Genomic DNA, 15,595 nt, shown 5'->3' on the forward strand with positions numbered 1-15,595 from the left:
GCCGCCGCCGCGCCGCGCATGCCGCGCGGCGCTCCCCCTCCTGATTACTTCGGTTTGCAGCTCAGCGTGACGTTGCTGACGATGACGCCGTTGACCACGCCGGTGTTGTTGGCCAGCGAGCAGTTGATGTCGGCCGGCTGCGACAGGATGGTCACGCCGTAGGCCGAACCGTCCGGCACCGTCGAAGCAAACGCGAACTCGCCTTTGCCCAGCACGGTATCCTTGGCGTCGAGGCTGGAGACCGAAACCTGGCCGCCGGTCGAGCCGTTCAGCAGCACCACGACGCGCGGCACTGCGGCCACTGCGGCGGTGGTGGCGGTGGCGGCGACCGCCTCGGAGATGTTGAACAGGCCGATGAACGGGCCGCCCACGGAGTAGCTGTTCTGGACGCAGCTGATGTTGACGGCGATCGCCACCGTGTGGCCGGCCGAGCCGGAACCGTTCACCGCCTGGCAGGTCTGGTGCGCCGGATTGGCCAGCACGGTGACGTTGTAGTCGGTGCCGTACGGGATTTGCTTGGGCATCACGAAGCTGGTGGAGGCGGCCGCCACCGGCAGCTGGTCGGCGCCGTTGGCCAGCACCAGGCCAGGGTTGTTCAGGCCGGTGATGGTGCCTTGCACGGCGAATTGGGCCTTGCCGCCGCAGGCGGACAGCGCGGCGGCCAGCATCAGCGCCGTGACGGCGCTCAAAGTCGAAAATTTCATCAATTACTCCAAAAAGAGGCGGATCGGCCGGCCAGCGCGATGCGGACCGGCGCCGGGATTAGTTGCAGGTGACGGTCACGCCGGAGTAGTTCCCGCTCGGCATGTTGCCGACGTTGCTGGACAGCGTGCAGACCTGGGCCGGTTCTTTCGGCTGCGACAGGATGGTCACGCCGTAGGGCGAACCGTCGCCGACCATGGTGCCGAAGGTGAAGCTGACCGGCGCGCCGGCGCTGGCCGGCGGCAGCACGCTGACGGTGTCGGAGCCATTGGCCAGGATCAAGCCTTTGCTGCTGAGACCGGTCACGGTGCCGCCCAGTGTGTACGGGTTGGCCTGGCAGGTGAACTGGATCGAGTACGAGGTGTAGGCGTTGGCCTTGCCGACGTTGGTGGTGCCGACCGGTTTGCAGCTGCCGCCGGTGGGCGGGGTGAAAACGGTGACATTGAACTCTTCATCGACCGCCGCCAGCTTGGTGAACACAAAGCTGCTGGTGTTGGCGGGGACGGACAGTTTTTCACCGGTCTTGTTGTTGATCAGGACCAGGTCGGGCTTGGTCAGACCGGTGACGGTGCCGGACAGAGCCAGGTTGCCATTGCCGCCGCCGCAGGCGTTCAGCAAGGCGGCGCACACCAGGGCCAGGCCCGAACGCAGATACAAACTTTTCATAAAAATCTCTCTCCAAAACGAATAGGGCCCGGCAACACTCGGGTGCAGCATCTTACACGGAATGGCCCGTATTTTAGTGCATTTGGTCAGCCCGGGCCGCTAAGCGATGTAACAGCTTGTGACACTTGCGGCCGCATCGCGGCCTATTTGACCTGCGCCAGCGCGCAGCGCGAGCGCCTGCCGTCGAGCCGGCAGCTGTTGCGCACCCGCCCTTGCAGGTCGTGCACCTGCACCAGCCACTGGTCGGCGCCGAGCCGCTCCATGCTCATGAAGCCGAAGCCGTCGACCCAGGAACTGAACTGTTCGACCACGGCGCCCGGCGCCGGCGTCGCGCCGTCCGGCAAGCGCTGCGGCAGCGGCACGGTGTCCTCGGCGGTGCCGGAAAAGCCGGATATGAACTGGCTCGGGTGGTCGCTGGCGAAGCTGACCTGTTCCCACAGATGCACATGGCCGGACAGCATGGCCTGGACGGCGGCCGGCAGCAGCTGCGCGTTGAGCGAGCCGAACGCTTGCTGCAGGCCGGCGTCGCCCGGCAGCAGCACCAGCGCGCCGTCGGCCTTGCGGTCGGCGCCCATGCCCAGCAGCGGATGGTGGGCGATGCCGAGGTTGCGCGGCGCCTGCTGCGCCAGCGCGTCCAGCTTGCGGTACAGGTCGCGGTACTTGTCGTAGCCCGGCTCGCCCGGCTTGAGGCCCTTCCAGGTGGTGTTGGCGGTGTCGAGCACCAGCAGCTGGGTGTCCTGGCCGATCGGCACGGCGTAGGGATCGCTGTAGTTGCCGCTGGCGTCGTCGGCGGCCAGGTTGCAGTCGCGCCCGGCCAGCAGCGGGCGCGGGTCGAGCAGGCGCCAGTAGCCCTGGCCGCCGCGCAGGCAGTTTTCGTGGTTGCCGCGCGCCATGACCCACGGCGCCGCCTGCAACAGCGCCGCGCCGGGCGCGAAGAAATCGGCGTTCCAGGCGTCCCAGCCGTAGCCCCAGGGGCTGCCGGCGCAACCGGTGTTGCCGTCCGGACAAGCGTTTTCGCGGTAGTGGTAGTCGCCCACGTGGATCACCAGCTCGGGGCGCCACGCGGCGGCGGCGGCCGCGATGGCGGCGAACGGATAGGCGGCGCCGTCGTTGCAGGCCTGGTAGCTGCGGCTGTTCTTTTGCAGGCGGCAGCCGGTGTCGCCGATGACGACGATGCGTTGCGGCGCCGCGCTCGGCAGCGGCAGCGCCCGGCCCAGCACGCTCGCGTGGCTGGCGCTGGACGGCAGCGGCGCCTCGCAGGTCAGCAGCGGGAAGGCGGCCGGCTTGGAGTCGGCCGCGGCCGACGGCGTGCTGCGCAGCGCCAGCGTGGCGGCCGGCGCGCGCACGGCCATCGGCTGCGGGCGCTGGTCGATGACGATGTCGGGGCAGGCGGGGGCGTCGATCAGCACGCGCGCCACCGCCGCGCCGTGCTCGCCCAGCACCACGAAGGAGGAAAAGGCCGGCGCCTGGCCGACGCCGGCGCAGCCGGTCAGCACGGCGCTCAGCAGGGGCGCCGCCCAGCGGCGGCAAGTCGTCACGAACGTTGTCAAAGGCACGGCGGCTCCAGCTTGGTAATCCGATAATTTACCATGCCGTCGCCGGCTCGTCGCCATCCCGCGATCGGTGCGACAATACGCAGATTCCACATTTCTGTCTGCCCGCCATGAGCCCACGCCGCCCGCACGTCCTGCTGTTCGACCTTGACGACACCCTGTGGCCGATCGCCCCGGTGATCGCGGCGGCGGAAACCAGCTGGCACGCCTGGCTGGCCGAGCACGCGCCGGAAGTGACCCAGCGCTACTCGATCGCCGAGCTGCGCGCGCGCCGCATGGCCTTGCTGGAGCAGCGGCCGGAGCTGGTGGTCGACCTGTACCGGCTGCGCCGCGTGGCGCTGGAGCAGGCCTTCGCCGAGGCCGGCGCCGACGCCGCCCACATCGACGGCGCCATGCAGCACTTCCACCTGCGGCGCAACGCCGTCACGCCGTACGCCGACGTGCTGCCGGCGCTGGCCGAGCTGCAGGCGATGCTGCGGCTGGGCGTGATCACCAACGGCAACGCCGATCTTGAAGTCATCGGCCTGCACCACCATTTCGAGACCGTGCTGGCCTCGGCGCGCTTCGGCCGCGCCAAGCCCGACCCGGCGATCTTCCTGGCCGCCTGCGCGGCGATGGGGGTGGCGCCGCAGGACGCAGTCTACGTCGGCGACGACCTGCGGCTGGACGTGCAGGGCGCGCAGGGCGCGGGCCTGCGCGCGGTGTGGATGAACCGGGCCGGCAGTACGGCGCATCTGGAGGCCGGCGTGGCGCCGGACGCCATCTGTGCAAGTTTCGATGCACTTCTGGCATGGGTGCGGGGGCAAATGCAGCATTGACGCCACGCAACGGCCCCTGTCCGGCGCAGAGCGTGCATAATAAGCAGAAATACCATCAGTGAATGAACATGCAACTCGAACCACGCGCACAAACCCTGCTCAAGGCTCTCGTCGAACGCTACATCGCGGACGGCCAGCCAGTGGGCTCGCGCGCCCTGTCCAAGATCTCCGGGCTGGACCTGTCGCCGGCGACCATCCGCAACATCATGGCCGACCTGGAGGAACTGGGCTACGTCGCCAGTCCCCACACCTCGGCCGGCCGGGTGCCGACGCCGCGCGGCTACCGCATCTTTGTCGACACCCTGCTGACGGTGCAGCACCTGGACGAGCAATCGGTCGAGGGCCGCATGCGGCTGCAGGCGCCGCAGCCGCAGAAGATGATCGCCAACGCGGCGCAGATGCTGTCGTCGCTGTCGCAGTTCGCCGGCGTGGTGCTCAGTCCGCGGCGCGAATCGGTGTTCCAGCAGATCGAATTTTTGCGGCTGGGGGAGAAGCGCATCCTGCTGGTGATCGTCGGCCCGACCGGCGACGTGCAGAACCGGCTGCTGCTGACCGACGTCGACTACAGCCCGGCGCAGCTGGTCCAGTCGGCCAACTACATCAACCAGAACTACGGCGGCCTGGCCTTCGACGAAGTGCACATGCGGCTGCAAAACGAAGTGCGCCAGCTGCGCGACGACATGGGCCGGCTGATGCAGGCGGCGGTGGAGGCGGGCAGCGAGGCGATGGCCGACAGCTCGGACGACATGGTCATCTCCGGCGAGCGCAACCTGTTGTCGGTGAGCGACCTGTCGTCGAACATGACGTCGCTGCGGCAGATGTTCGACATGTTCGAGCAGAAGACGGGATTGATGCAGCTGCTCGACGTTTCGAGCAAGGCCAGCGGCGTGCAGATCTACATCGGCGGCGAATCGAGCCTGGTGCCGATGGACGAGATGAGCGTGGTCACCGCGCCCTACATGGCCAACGGCAAGATCGTCGGCACCCTGGGCGTGATCGGCCCGACCCGCATGGCGTATGAGCGGGTGATACCGATCGTCGACATCACGGCCAAGCTGTTATCGAACGCGCTCAGCCATAACTAAACCCGGCAAGGCGGGGTCTGACCCCGTACGGGGTCAGACCCCAGGCTCAGTCGCCGTGCGGGGTGAAAATCAAGCGCGGTGCGGACAGGCGGTCTTGGTGCAGTTGCCGTAGATCGCCAGCGCATGCTCGGCGATCTTGAAGCCGCGCTCCTTGGCCACGATCTGCTGGCGCGATTCGATTTCCTCGTCGAAGAATTCTTCCACCCGGCCGCAATCGAGGCACACCAGGTGATCGTGGTGCGAACCTTCGTTCAATTCAAAGATCGCCTTGCCGGTCTCGAAGTGATTGCGGTTCAGCAGGCCGGCCTGCTCGAACTGGGTCAGCACGCGGTACACGGTCGCCAGGCCCACGTCCATATTGTCGGACAGCAGGATCTTGTAGACATCCTCGGCGGTCAGGTGGCGCACTTCGCTGTTCTGGAAGATGTCCAGGATTTTGAGGCGGGGCAGCGTAGCTTTCAGGCCGCTGGCCTTCAGGTCGGTAGGATTGTTGCTCATGATGGCGACTCTTAGTGTGATTGGCGATAGCGAGCCGACAGTTTAACGCACTCCGGCAGCCGCCGCACCATCGGCGCCGCGACGCGCCCTCCGGCGTGAAATTTACATTTGCAATGTTTTACAATTAATCTTTATAAAACAAGGACATAGTTCCGGATTTGCTGGATAATGCCATCTCTCCGAGTGCCCGCGCAGCCCCATCTCGCACCTTGTGCTTTATGATATAGCGTTTTTCGGCACTTCCGCTCGATCAGATTGAGGACAACCATGCGCGTCACCCAGGCTTTATCGCAGTCTTTGTTGCACCGTTTCACCCGTCGCGCGCCATTGCTCGCCGGCGCTGTTTGCGTCGCGCTGGCCGCGGGCGGCTGCGCGTCCAACACCACGCTGGGCGAGAAATCGACCGACGTGAAGGAAACCGGCACGACGCTGGACGCCAACAAGGGCGCGCAAACCACCACCATCACCAAGCTGCAGAAGTTCATGTGGTTCTTCTCGCCGTATCGCCCCGACATCCAGCAGGGTAACTTCGTCTCCGAAGAGATGTTGTCGCAGCTGAAGGCCGGCATGACGCGCGAGCAGGTCCGCTTCATCTTCGGCACCGCGCTGCTGACCGACCCGTTCCACGCCGACCGCTGGGACTACGCCTTCCGCATGGCCAAGGGCAACGGCGAAATCACCACCAGCCGCGTGATCGTGTTCTTCGACAAGGACGGCAAGGTGGCTCGCTGGGAAGGCGGCAACCTGCCGACCGAAAAAGAATACATCGCCCGCATCGCCGGCCCGGCGCCCAAGGTCAAGAAGGACCTGAGCGTGCCGGACGCGCGTCCGGTGGGCAACACCTCGCCGATACCGGCCGGCAGCGACAACTCCGCCGCCTCGCCGGTCGGCGTCACGGTGAACAACGACAAGAAATAAGCACGAGGACCGAAGCATGACAGACCTGAACATTGCCATCGCCGGCGCCGGCGGCCGCATGGGCCGCATCCTGATCGAAGCGGTGCTCGACGCGCCCGACGCCACCCTGTCCGGCGCGCTCGACCGTGCAGGCTCGGCCAACGTCGGCAGCGACGCCGCCGCCTTCCTCGGCAAGCCGGCCGGCGTGCCGGTGGAATCGGACCTGGCCAAGGGCCTGGCCGGCGCCCAGTTCCTGATCGACTTCACCCGTCCCGAAGGCACGCTGGAGCACCTGGCCTATTGCGCCGAGCACGGCATCAAGATGATCATCGGCACCACCGGCTTTGACGAAGCGGGCAAGGCGGCCATCGCCGAGGCGGCCAAGAAGACCGCCATCGTGTTCTCGCCCAACTTCAGCGTCGGCGTCAACGTCACGCTCAAGCTGCTGCAACAGGCGGCCAAGGCGCTGTCGACCGGCTACGACATCGAAGTGATCGAAGCCCACCACCGCCACAAGGTCGACGCCCCGTCCGGCACCGCGCTGAAGATGGGCGAAGTGCTGGCCGACGCGCTGGGCCGCGATTTGAAGGATTGCGCCGTCTACGCGCGCGAAGGCGTGACCGGCGAACGCGATCCGTCGTCGATCGGCTTCGCCACCATCCGCGGCGGCGACATCGTCGGCGACCACACGGTGCTGTTCGCCGGCACCGGCGAGCGCATCGAGATCAGCCACAAATCCAGCAGCCGCGTGACCTACGCGCACGGCTCGCTGCGCGCCTGCCGCTTCCTGGCCGACAAGGCCACCGGCCTGTACGACATGAACGACGTGCTGGCGCTGAACTGATGACCCCCAACCACTTCACCCTGGCCAGCTACTGGGAGCAGGGCGACACCATCAGCCACATCGTGGCGCTGGTGTTGCTGGCGATGTCGCTGGTGAGCTGGTTCTTCATCCTGGCCAAGAGTTACGCGGCGTGGCGCATCCGCCGCAGCGCGCCGGCCGTGCAGGCGTTCTGGGAGGCGCCGTCGATGCAGGACGGCGTCGCCGCGCTGACCCTGGCCGATCCCGAGCAGGTATTCCTGCCATTGGCGCAGCAAGGCGCCGCGCAGCTCAAGACCGCCGGCCGCGCCTCGCTGGGCGGCGAGATGGGCCATGCGGCCCAGGTGACCCGCGTGCTGCGGGTGGCGATCCAGCATTCCACCAACCGCCTCGAAGGCGGCCTGACCCTGCTCGCTTCCATCGGCGCCACCGCGCCGTTCGTCGGCCTGCTGGGCACGGTGTGGGGCATCTACCATGCGCTGGCCAATGTGTCGGCCAGCGGCACGGTGCAGATCGACAAAGTGGCCGGCCCGGTGGGCGAGGCGCTGATCATGACCGCCATCGGCCTGACGGTGGCGATCCCCGCCGTATTGGCGTATAACGGATTCAACCGCGTCAACCGGCTGACCCTGGCCGAGCTGGACGCCTTCGCGCACGACCTGCACGCCTACCTGACCACGGGTGAGCGTGCAAAATAACGGAGGGGGTCAGATCTGACATTCGGACACGGCCTCTGCCGTAGGCGTTGCTACGGAAGAGGCCGTGTCCGAATGTCAGATCTGACCCCCCGCTTTAAGAGGAGCGAGCATGAGCTTTGGCGCATTCAACCACCACCGCAATCCGGGGCCGATGGCCGACATCAACGTCACGCCGATGGTGGACGTGATGCTGGTGCTGCTGGTGATCTTCATCCTCAGCGCGCCGATGTTCACCCACGCCGTCAAGCTGGACCTGCCGAAGGCGCAGGCGCAAGCCAGCCCGCAGCAGGCAGCCACGGTCACGCTGTCGATCGACGGCGCCGGCAAAATATTCTGGAATAACGACCCGGTCGAGCAGAGCGTGCTGGAGGCGCGCCTGGTCGAAGCGGCCAAGCTGGAGCCGCAGCCGGAACTGCAGCTGCGCGCCGACAAGGACACCCGCTACGAAGTGGTGGCCCAGGTGATGGCGGCCGCGCAGTCGAATGGATTAACGAAATTGGGCTTCGTCACCGATCCCAAAAAGGAAAAAAAATAATGGCAACCGCAGAACTGAACGGCGCGGCGATCACCGACTTTGACGCCTTCCACGCCGCCTGCAAGGCCGCGCTGGGCTTCCCCGACAGCTACGGCAACACGATGGACGCCTGGGTCGATTGCCTGAGCTATCTGCGCGACGAAGACGGCATGAGCAAGTTCCGCCTGAAGCCGAACGAAGTGCTGGAAATTGTCATCACGGGCGCCGAGGCCATGAAGGCCGCCGTGCCGGATATTCTGGAAGAAGTGACGTACTGCGTGGCCGGCATCAACGAGCGATACGAAGACTACGGCGAAAAGCCGGCCCTGAAGCTTACGCTGCGCTAGCGGCGGCACCCGCAGGCACGGCGTTCGGGATCAGCGCCTTGGCGCCGGTCTCGCCCGGGGCCAGGGTCAGCACCTCGTAGCCGGTCTCGGTCACCAGCACCATGTGCTCCCATTGCGCCGACAGCGATTTGTCGCGCGTCTCGACGGTCCAGCCGTCGTTCAATTCCCTGGTCGCCGCCTTGCCGGCATTGATCATCGGCTCGATCGTGAACAGCATGCCCGGCTTGAGCACCACGCCCTGGCCCGGACGGCCGTAGTGCGCCACCTGCGGCTCCTCGTGGTAGACCATGCCGATGCCGTGGCCGCAGTAGTCGAGCACCACGCTGTAGCCGGCCTTCTCGGCGATGGTCTGGATCGCGAAGCCGACGTCGCCCAAGGTCGCGCGCGGCTTGACGGCGCGGATGCCGGCCCACATCGCCGCATAGGTGGTCTCCACCAGCTTGCGCGCTGACTTGGACGGCTCGCCGACGTAGTACATGCGGCTGGTGTCGCCATGCCAGCCATCCTTGATGACGGCGACGTCGATGTTGATGATGTCGCCATCCTTGAGGATGTGGTCTGCCGCCGGGATGCCGTGGCACACCACGTGGTTGACCGAGCTGCACACCGTGGCCGGGAAGCCGCCGTAGCCGACGTTGGCCGGCGTCACCTGCTGCACGTTGACGATGTAGTCGTTGCACAGCTGGTCGAGGTAGGCCGTGCTGACGCCCGCCTTGACGTGCGGCGCGATCATGGTCAGCACGTCGGCCGCCAGCTGGGCGGCGACGCGCGCCAGGACGATTTGCTCGGGCGACTTGATCAGGTTGGCGTTGCGACGGGACATGGGACTACCTCTTTCATTTTTTAAGCCGCGTATTCTGCCACAAATACGGGCAGCCGCCGCTAGCGCACCGCTTTCAAGTCGAAGTGCGGGTTGTCGATCAGGCAAAGCAGGTTGCCGAACGGGTCGGCCAGTTCGACCGTCTTGATGTTCTCGCCGACGTCCTGGATCGCGCCCTGCACGGTGGCGCCCAGCGCGACGATGCGCTCGACTTCGGCGGCGATATCGTCGACGCCCCAGTAGACCATGCTGCCGGTCTGGCCCGGCTTGCCGTCCGGGATCAGGCCCAGCTCGAAGCCACCGATGTTGAAGCCGACGTAGAACGGCTGGTCGAAGTAGGGCGCCGTATCGAATACCTTGCTGTACCAGGCCTTGGCGGCCGCCAGGTCGGTGACCGGGTAGGCCACGGTGCGTAATCCCTTGATCATGCTTGTCTCCACTGAGATGTTGAAAACATCATCTTGGCACAATGCCGCCGCCGGCGATTGTAAAAATGGAAGCTAGGCAGCCAGCAGGAAGCGCTCCGGCGCGCTGCCGGCGAACTCCTGGAAATCGTGGATCAGATGCGACTGGTCGAAATAGCCGCAGTCCAGCGCCAGTTGCGCCCAGTCCGGCGACGGCCCCGCCTTGAGTGCTGCCGTGGCGCGGCGAAAGCGGCAGATGCGCGCATACAGCTTGGGCGACAGCCCGACCCGCGCGCGGAACAGCGCCGCCATGTGCTGGCGCGACACGCCCAGCTGCGCCGCCAGGTCCTCGATGCGCAGGGCGCCGCCGCTGGCGTCCAGCGCGGCCAGGGCGCGGCGGATCAGCAAATCGCCCGGATCGCCGGCCGCGTTGGCGCCGCGCAGCCGCAGCAACAGCTGATGTTCGATCAAGGCGATCCGCTCGCGGTCGGACAGCTCGCAGGTCCACAGCGCGTCGGCCAGCCGGTCGGCATCGCTGCGGCCCCACAGCTGGTCGATATCGGCGCGCTGGTCGGTCAGCGCGTGCAGCGGCGCGGCCAGGAAGGCGCCCGCAGCGCCGGGCTTGAAGCGCACCGCCACCGTCCGCAGCGGCCCGCCGCTGGCCACCAGGATGGCGCTGCTCATCATGCCGACCGCGAAACCGGGCTGGCCGCCGTCCTGCCAGAGGATATCGACGCAATTATCCGGCAGCACCCGGTGCGTATGGGCACCGCCGGGCGCACGGGCGGCCCACATGCACTCGACATGCGCCGCCAGCGCCGGATGGGGAGGATATTCGCGGTAATACATCCGCACAGTATGCCACGCGCCCCGTTCCCGCCGATTCCGCTATGCTGGCCCGATACTGCAATCGGAGTCGTCATGAACAAATTGATCGCCATCTCGGCACTGGCCCTGAGCCTGCAAGCGCAGGCTGCGGCGCTGAAGGAAGTCACGCTGGACGAAGCCGGCAACATCCACCTGGTGACGGCGGCCGGCAAGGCGCTCAGCATCGACAACGGCGGCAAGGCCGCCAAGCCGCAGCTGTCGCCCGACGGAAACAGCGCCGCCTGGCTGTACATGGGTGAGCCGCCGGCCCAGGGCGAAAGCCTGTCCGGCTCCAGCGAACTGCGCGTCTACCGCGACGGCAAGACCCGCGCCATCCACTGCGGCCCCCTGATCCGCGACTTCTGGTACTGGAAAAAAGGCAGCCGGATCGCTGTCGACTGCGGCGGCAGCCACTTCGCCGGCCGCGAAGTCCTGTATGACGCCAAGTCGCTGAAACAGCTGGAAAGCTTTGTCCAGGCCGACGTTCCGGTCGAAAAACGCCCGGAATGGTCCAACTCCAGCGACCGCTACAAGCCGGATTGACGCCGGATTAAAGCAAGATCGGGCCCTTGCCGGGGCCGGCGCGCTCAGCAAGGGCATGAAACGGTATAATGTCCGGTTCATATACACTTATTGGCCGCACACCATCATGCAAGATAAATATAGTCCCGCTGACGTAGAAAAAGCCGCTCAATCCTACTGGAAAGCCATCGACGCCTATAAAGCCGTCGAACACGACCCGCGTTTCCCGAAAGGGAAGTACTACGCCTGTTCGATGCTGCCTTACCCATCGGGCAAGCTGCACATGGGCCACGTCCGCAACTATACGATCAATGATGTGATGTATCGCTATCTGCGCATGAACGGCTACAACGTGCTGATGCCGATGGGCTGGGATGCGTTCGGCATGCCTGCGGAAAACGCGGCGATGGCCAACAACGTGCCGCCGGCGCAGTGGACCTATTCCAACATCGCCCACATGCGCGAGCAGATGGAGTCGATGGGCCTGGCGATCGACTGGTCGCGCGAAATGACCGCCTGCAAGCCGGAATACTACAAGTGGAACCAGTGGATGTTCCTGAAGATGCTGGAAAAAGGCATCATCTACAAGAAGACCGGCACCGTGAACTGGGATCCGATCGACCAGACCGTGCTGGCCAACGAGCAGGTGGTCGACGGCCGCGGCTGGCGTTCCGGCGCGCTGATCGAAAAGCGCGAAATCCCGATGTACTACGCCCGCATCACCGACTATGCCGATGAGCTGCTGGCCTACGTCGACGACAAGCTGCCAGGCTGGCCTGAGCGCGTGCGTACCATGCAGACCAACTGGATCGGCAAATCGACCGGCGTGCGCTTCGCCTTCCCGCACCAGATCAAGGGCGCCGACGGCGAGTTGATCCAGGATGGCAAGATGTACGTCTTCACCACCCGTCCGGACACCGTGATGGGCGTGACCTTCTGCGCCGTGGCCGCCGAGCATCCGCTGGCGATCCACGCCGCGCAGACCAATCCTGAACTGGCCGCGTTCAACGCCGAGTGCAAGCTGGGCTCCGTGATCGAAGCCGACATGGCGACGATGGAGAAGAAGGGCATGCCGACCGGCTTGTTCGTCACCCATCCGCTGACCGGCGAGCAGGTCGAAGTCTGGGTCGGCAACTACGTGCTGATCACCTACGGCGACGGCGCCGTCATGGGCGTGCCTGCGCACGACGAACGCGATTTCGCCTTCGCCAAAAAATACAATCTGCCGATCAAGCAGGTCATCAAGGCCGAAGGCAAGGAGTTCTCCACCGACGCCTGGCAGGAATGGTACGGCGACAAGGACATCTCCATCGTCACCAACTCCGGCAAGTACGACGGCCTGCGCTACGCGGAAGCCGTCGAAGCCGTGGCCGCCGACATGGCAGCCAAGGCCCTGGGCGAGAAGAAGATCACCTTCCGCCTGCGCGACTGGGGCATCTCGCGCCAGCGCTACTGGGGCACGCCGATCCCGATGATCCACTGCGGTGATTGCGGCGTGGTGCCGGTGCCGGAAAAAGACCTGCCGGTGGTGCTGCCGGAAGACTGCGTACCCGATGGTACCGGCAACCCGCTGAACAAATACGAAGCCTTCCTCAAGTGCGACTGCCCGCAGTGCGGCAAGCCTGCGCGCCGCGAAACCGATACGATGGACACCTTCGTCGATTCGTCGTGGTACTACATGCGCTATACCTCGCCGGGTTCGGACAAGGCCATGGTCGACGAGCGCAATGACTACTGGATGCCGATGGACCAGTACATCGGCGGCATCGAACACGCCGTCATGCACCTGCTGTACGCGCGCTTCTGGACCAAGATCATGCGCGACTTCGGCCTGGTCAAGTTCGACGAGCCGTTCGTCAACCTGCTCACGCAAGGCATGGTGCTCAACGAGACCTACTACCGCGAAGACGCAGCCGGCAAGAAGACCTGGTTCAACCCGGCCGACGTCGACCTGACCTTGGACGACAAGGGCCGCCCGCAAGGCGCGACCTCCAAGGCCGACGGCAATCCGGTCAACATCGGCGGCACCGAGAAGATGTCGAAGTCGAAGAACAACGGCATCGACCCGGCCGCGCAGATCGACCAGTACGGCGCCGACACCGCGCGCCTGTTCACCATGTTCGCCTCGCCGCCTGAGCAGACGCTGGAATGGTCGGGCAGCGGCGTCGAAGGCGCCAACCGCTTCCTGCGCCGCGTGTGGGCCTTCGGCTACGCGCAGCGCGAGGCCATCGCCGCCGCCGGCGCGCCGCTGACCGCGACCGCCAGCACCGACGCCGGCAAGGCGCTGCGCCGCGAGCTGCACAAGGTGCTGCAGCAGGCCGACTACGACATCAAGCGCATCCAGTACAACACCGTGGTGTCGGCCTGCATGAAGATGCTCAACACGCTGGAATCGGCCAAGGACGCGGATGCCGCGTCGGTCGCCGAAGGCTACGCGATCTTCCTGCGCCTGCTGAACCCTGTCGCTCCGCACATCACCCACGTGCTGTGGGAAGAACTGGGCTACGCCAAGGCGCACGGCGACATCCTCAACGTGCAGTGGCCGCAAGTGGACCCGGCGGCGCTGGAGCAGTCCGAGATCGAAATGATGATCCAGGTGAACGGCAAGCTGCGCGGCAGCGTGGTGGTGGCCAAGACCGCCGACAAGGCAAGCATCGAAGCGGCGGCACTGGCCAACGAGGCGGTGCAGAAGTTCATCGAAGGCACGCCGAAGAAGATCATCGTGGTGCCGGGCAAATTGATCAACATCGTGGTTTAACTGGATAGCACATGCTTACTACTTCCGAGTTGTTCCGGCGCGGCCGTTTGTGCGCCGCCGTGCTGGCCGTGGCGCTGACCGTGTCGGCCTGCGGCTTCCATCTGCGCGGCGACGGCGGCCACTACACGCTGCCGTTCCCGTCGATGTACATCGGACTGCCGGAAGCGTCGCCGCTGGCGATCGATTTGAAGCGCAACATCCGCGCCAACGGCGGCACCACCGTCGTCAGCGCGGCCAAGGATGCGGACGGCGTGATCGAGGTGCTGTCCGACCCCGAGAAGACCCGCACCAAGACCATCCTGACGCTGAATCGCAATGGCCGCGTGAGCCAGTATCTGCTGTCGTACAACATCGTGTTCCGCGTACTGGACAAGCAGGGCAAAGAACTGCTGCCACGCACGCAGATCCTGCTGACCCGTCCCATCGACTTCAACGAAACCCAGTTGCTGGCGAAGGAACAGGAAGAAGCGCTGCTGTACAAGGATATGCAGACCGACCTGGTGCAGCAGATGATGCGCCGTATCGCGGCCATCAAGCCGCAGCAGATATCGCTGCCGCCGCCGCCGCCGCCGCCGCCGGCCCTCGGCCAGTAAGGACGCGCGATGCAATTAAGGTTGGAAGCGCTGGACGGCCATTTGACGAAGTCGCTGTCCCAGCTGTACGTGATCACCAGCGACGAGCATCTGCTGGCCCTGGAAGCCGCCGACAAGATCCGCAAGGCGGCGCGCGCGCAAGGCTATTCCGAGCGCGACGTGCTGACCGTGGAGCGCAGCTTCAAGTGGGGCGAGCTGTTGGCGTCCAACCAGGCGCTGTCGCTGTTCGGTGACAAGAAGCTGATCGAGCTGCGCATCCCGACCGGCAAACCGGGCAAGGACGGCGGCGCGGCGCTGCAGAATTATGTGAAAGATCTGAGTCCGGACAACCTGACCCTGATCACGCTGCCCAAGCTGGATTGGCAGACGCAGAAGGCGGCCTGGGTCGCCAGTCTGCAGCAGGCGGCGGTGTATATCGACATCGCCCAGATTGAGCGGGCGCAGTTACCCAATTGGATAGGCCAGCGCCTTGCCGCACAAGGGCAAAGCGCGGATAGACAGAGCATCGATTTCATCGCCGATCGCGTGGAAGGCAATCTGCTTGCGGCCCATCAGGAGATACAGAAGTTGGCCTTGCTGCACGAGCCGGGCAAGCTGACCTACGAGCAGGTGCACGATGCGGTGCTGAACGTGGCGCGTTACGACGTGTTCAAGCTCAGTGAAGCGATGCTGTCGGGTGATCCGGCGCGTCTGGTGCGCATGCTGGAAGGCTTGAAGGGCGAGGGCGAAGCGCTGCCGCTGGTGCTGTGGGCCGTGTCGGAGGAAATTCGCACGCTGCTCAAGCTGAAGTCGGGCATGGCGCAGGGCCGTCCGCTGGGTGCGCTGCTCAAGGAGTATCGTATCTGGGGACCGAAGGAACGGATGATGGAGCCGGCGCTGCGCCGCATCTCGCTGCCTGTACTGGAAGCGGCGATGAGGGACGCGGCGCAGGTCGACAAGATGATCAAGGGCTTGCGCGCCAAAGCGCATGCCGGCGACGCGTGGGACTCGATGCTGCAGCTGGCACTCAGGGTCGCACGCGGTTAGGAAAGCT

The 15,595-nt window shown here is 65.5% G+C and carries 18 protein-coding genes; 11 read left to right on the forward strand and 7 right to left on the reverse strand.

Going from position 1 to position 15,595, the window contains the following annotated elements; genetic code table 11:
• Window positions 1-44 precede the first annotated feature (44 nt).
• The 3 genes from RUGAMON1_RS16655 to RUGAMON1_RS16665 all read right to left on the reverse strand — a co-directional run bounded on the left by RUGAMON1_RS16655 (window position 45) and on the right by RUGAMON1_RS16665 (window position 2,924).
• The gene (locus RUGAMON1_RS16655) at window positions 45-704 is read right to left on the reverse strand and encodes a hypothetical protein (RefSeq protein WP_445231550.1); all 660 of its coding nucleotides are present in this window, start codon (window positions 702-704) and stop codon (window positions 45-47) included.
• Window positions 705-762: 58 nt separating this feature from the next.
• Window positions 763-1,368: a hypothetical protein gene (locus tag RUGAMON1_RS16660; RefSeq protein ID WP_445231551.1), complete on the reverse strand. Its 606-nt coding sequence runs from the start codon at window positions 1,366-1,368 to the stop codon at window positions 763-765.
• A 143-nt stretch (window positions 1,369-1,511) separates the two neighbouring features.
• Window positions 1,512-2,924: a metallophosphoesterase gene (locus tag RUGAMON1_RS16665; protein WP_445231552.1), complete on the reverse strand. Its 1,413-nt coding sequence runs from the start codon at window positions 2,922-2,924 to the stop codon at window positions 1,512-1,514.
• A gap of 107 nt (window positions 2,925-3,031) precedes the next feature.
• On the opposite strand from RUGAMON1_RS16665, the gene RUGAMON1_RS16670 reads away from it, so the two are divergent.
• Together RUGAMON1_RS16670 and hrcA are read left to right on the forward strand one after the other, a co-directional pair.
• Window positions 3,032-3,739, forward strand: a complete 708-nt coding sequence (locus tag RUGAMON1_RS16670) for an HAD family hydrolase (protein WP_445231553.1) — start codon at window positions 3,032-3,034, stop codon at window positions 3,737-3,739.
• A gap of 68 nt (window positions 3,740-3,807) precedes the next feature.
• Window positions 3,808-4,824 carry a heat-inducible transcriptional repressor HrcA gene (gene hrcA, locus RUGAMON1_RS16675; RefSeq protein ID WP_445231554.1) on the forward strand — a complete coding sequence of 339 codons (1,017 nt, stop codon included), beginning with the start codon at window positions 3,808-3,810 and terminating at the stop codon, window positions 4,822-4,824.
• 69 nt (window positions 4,825-4,893) lie between these two features.
• Here hrcA and fur read toward each other — a convergent pair whose 3' ends face one another.
• On the reverse strand, window positions 4,894-5,322 hold the full coding sequence (gene fur, locus RUGAMON1_RS16680; RefSeq protein WP_116991991.1) for a ferric iron uptake transcriptional regulator: 429 nt from the start codon (window positions 5,320-5,322) through the stop codon (window positions 4,894-4,896).
• A 267-nt stretch (window positions 5,323-5,589) separates the two neighbouring features.
• On the opposite strand from fur, the gene RUGAMON1_RS16685 reads away from it, so the two are divergent.
• From RUGAMON1_RS16685 to RUGAMON1_RS16705, 5 genes are all read left to right on the forward strand, one after another.
• On the forward strand, window positions 5,590-6,240 hold the full coding sequence (locus RUGAMON1_RS16685) for an outer membrane protein assembly factor BamE (RefSeq protein ID WP_445231555.1): 651 nt from the start codon (window positions 5,590-5,592) through the stop codon (window positions 6,238-6,240).
• Window positions 6,241-6,256: 16 nt separating this feature from the next.
• Window positions 6,257-7,063, forward strand: a complete 807-nt coding sequence (gene dapB / locus RUGAMON1_RS16690) for a 4-hydroxy-tetrahydrodipicolinate reductase (RefSeq protein ID WP_445231556.1) — start codon at window positions 6,257-6,259, stop codon at window positions 7,061-7,063.
• Complete coding sequence (locus tag RUGAMON1_RS16695; RefSeq protein ID WP_445231557.1) at window positions 7,063-7,737, forward strand: MotA/TolQ/ExbB proton channel family protein; 675 nt, start codon at window positions 7,063-7,065, stop codon at window positions 7,735-7,737. The genes dapB and RUGAMON1_RS16695 overlap by 1 nt, the downstream gene beginning before the upstream one ends.
• Before the next feature lie 109 nt (window positions 7,738-7,846).
• Window positions 7,847-8,272 (forward strand): ExbD/TolR family protein, encoded by a 426-nt coding sequence (locus tag RUGAMON1_RS16700; protein WP_445231558.1) that lies wholly within the window; start codon window positions 7,847-7,849, stop codon window positions 8,270-8,272.
• Window positions 8,272-8,598: a barstar family protein gene (locus RUGAMON1_RS16705; RefSeq protein WP_445231559.1), complete on the forward strand. Its 327-nt coding sequence runs from the start codon at window positions 8,272-8,274 to the stop codon at window positions 8,596-8,598. The genes RUGAMON1_RS16700 and RUGAMON1_RS16705 overlap by 1 nt, the downstream gene beginning before the upstream one ends.
• Here the strand turns inward: RUGAMON1_RS16705 and map are convergent.
• From map to RUGAMON1_RS16720, 3 genes are all read right to left on the reverse strand, one after another.
• Window positions 8,585-9,421 (reverse strand): type I methionyl aminopeptidase, encoded by an 837-nt coding sequence (map, locus tag RUGAMON1_RS16710; protein ID WP_445231560.1) that lies wholly within the window; start codon window positions 9,419-9,421, stop codon window positions 8,585-8,587. The two genes, RUGAMON1_RS16705 and map, sit on opposite strands and share 14 nt — an antisense overlap.
• A gap of 59 nt (window positions 9,422-9,480) precedes the next feature.
• Window positions 9,481-9,846: a VOC family protein gene (locus tag RUGAMON1_RS16715; RefSeq protein WP_116991998.1), complete on the reverse strand. Its 366-nt coding sequence runs from the start codon at window positions 9,844-9,846 to the stop codon at window positions 9,481-9,483.
• A gap of 72 nt (window positions 9,847-9,918) precedes the next feature.
• Complete coding sequence (locus RUGAMON1_RS16720; RefSeq protein WP_445231561.1) at window positions 9,919-10,671, reverse strand: DUF6597 domain-containing transcriptional factor; 753 nt, start codon at window positions 10,669-10,671, stop codon at window positions 9,919-9,921.
• A gap of 72 nt (window positions 10,672-10,743) precedes the next feature.
• Here RUGAMON1_RS16720 and RUGAMON1_RS16725 point away from each other — a divergent pair, with 72 nt between their 5' ends.
• From RUGAMON1_RS16725 to holA, 4 genes are all read left to right on the forward strand, one after another.
• On the forward strand, window positions 10,744-11,232 hold the full coding sequence (locus tag RUGAMON1_RS16725) for a hypothetical protein (RefSeq protein WP_445231562.1): 489 nt from the start codon (window positions 10,744-10,746) through the stop codon (window positions 11,230-11,232).
• Between the two features lie 106 nt (window positions 11,233-11,338).
• Entirely contained in the window at window positions 11,339-13,969 is a 2,631-nt protein-coding gene (gene leuS / locus RUGAMON1_RS16730; RefSeq protein WP_445231563.1) for a leucine--tRNA ligase, read from the forward strand.
• Between the two features lie 11 nt (window positions 13,970-13,980).
• Window positions 13,981-14,562: an LPS-assembly lipoprotein LptE gene (locus RUGAMON1_RS16735; RefSeq protein WP_445231564.1), complete on the forward strand. Its 582-nt coding sequence runs from the start codon at window positions 13,981-13,983 to the stop codon at window positions 14,560-14,562.
• 9 nt (window positions 14,563-14,571) lie between these two features.
• Complete coding sequence (gene holA / locus RUGAMON1_RS16740) at window positions 14,572-15,588, forward strand: DNA polymerase III subunit delta (RefSeq protein ID WP_445231565.1); 1,017 nt, start codon at window positions 14,572-14,574, stop codon at window positions 15,586-15,588.
• Window positions 15,589-15,595: the final 7 nt, after the last annotated feature.

Origin of the sequence: Duganella rhizosphaerae, assembly GCF_040364205.1 — a bacterium.
GTDB classification, from domain to species: domain Bacteria; phylum Pseudomonadota; class Gammaproteobacteria; order Burkholderiales; family Burkholderiaceae_D; genus Rugamonas; species Rugamonas rhizosphaerae.

What these genes read in the sequence shown, in the direction of transcription:
- RUGAMON1_RS16670 (WP_445231553.1), top strand. Translation starts at nt 3,032, where the DNA reads ATGAGCCCACGCCGCCCGCACGTCCTGCTGTTCGACCTTGACGACACC.
- leuS (WP_445231563.1), top strand. Translation starts at nt 11,339, where the DNA reads ATGCAAGATAAATATAGTCCCGCTGACGTAGAAAAAGCCGCTCAATCC.
- RUGAMON1_RS16700 (WP_445231558.1), top strand. Translation starts at nt 7,847, where the DNA reads ATGAGCTTTGGCGCATTCAACCACCACCGCAATCCGGGGCCGATGGCC.
- hrcA (WP_445231554.1), top strand. Translation starts at nt 3,808, where the DNA reads ATGCAACTCGAACCACGCGCACAAACCCTGCTCAAGGCTCTCGTCGAA.
- RUGAMON1_RS16715 (WP_116991998.1), bottom strand. Translation starts at nt 9,846, where the DNA reads ATGATCAAGGGATTACGCACCGTGGCCTACCCGGTCACCGACCTGGCG.
- RUGAMON1_RS16695 (WP_445231557.1), top strand. Translation starts at nt 7,063, where the DNA reads ATGACCCCCAACCACTTCACCCTGGCCAGCTACTGGGAGCAGGGCGAC.
- holA (WP_445231565.1), top strand. Translation starts at nt 14,572, where the DNA reads ATGCAATTAAGGTTGGAAGCGCTGGACGGCCATTTGACGAAGTCGCTG.
- RUGAMON1_RS16725 (WP_445231562.1), top strand. Translation starts at nt 10,744, where the DNA reads ATGAACAAATTGATCGCCATCTCGGCACTGGCCCTGAGCCTGCAAGCG.
- RUGAMON1_RS16705 (WP_445231559.1), top strand. Translation starts at nt 8,272, where the DNA reads ATGGCAACCGCAGAACTGAACGGCGCGGCGATCACCGACTTTGACGCC.
- RUGAMON1_RS16735 (WP_445231564.1), top strand. Translation starts at nt 13,981, where the DNA reads ATGCTTACTACTTCCGAGTTGTTCCGGCGCGGCCGTTTGTGCGCCGCC.
- RUGAMON1_RS16660 (WP_445231551.1), bottom strand. Translation starts at nt 1,368, where the DNA reads ATGAAAAGTTTGTATCTGCGTTCGGGCCTGGCCCTGGTGTGCGCCGCC.
- RUGAMON1_RS16720 (WP_445231561.1), bottom strand. Translation starts at nt 10,671, where the DNA reads ATGTATTACCGCGAATATCCTCCCCATCCGGCGCTGGCGGCGCATGTC.
- RUGAMON1_RS16655 (WP_445231550.1), bottom strand. Translation starts at nt 704, where the DNA reads ATGAAATTTTCGACTTTGAGCGCCGTCACGGCGCTGATGCTGGCCGCC.
- RUGAMON1_RS16685 (WP_445231555.1), top strand. Translation starts at nt 5,590, where the DNA reads ATGCGCGTCACCCAGGCTTTATCGCAGTCTTTGTTGCACCGTTTCACC.
- fur (WP_116991991.1), bottom strand. Translation starts at nt 5,322, where the DNA reads ATGAGCAACAATCCTACCGACCTGAAGGCCAGCGGCCTGAAAGCTACG.
- map (WP_445231560.1), bottom strand. Translation starts at nt 9,421, where the DNA reads ATGTCCCGTCGCAACGCCAACCTGATCAAGTCGCCCGAGCAAATCGTC.
- dapB (WP_445231556.1), top strand. Translation starts at nt 6,257, where the DNA reads ATGACAGACCTGAACATTGCCATCGCCGGCGCCGGCGGCCGCATGGGC.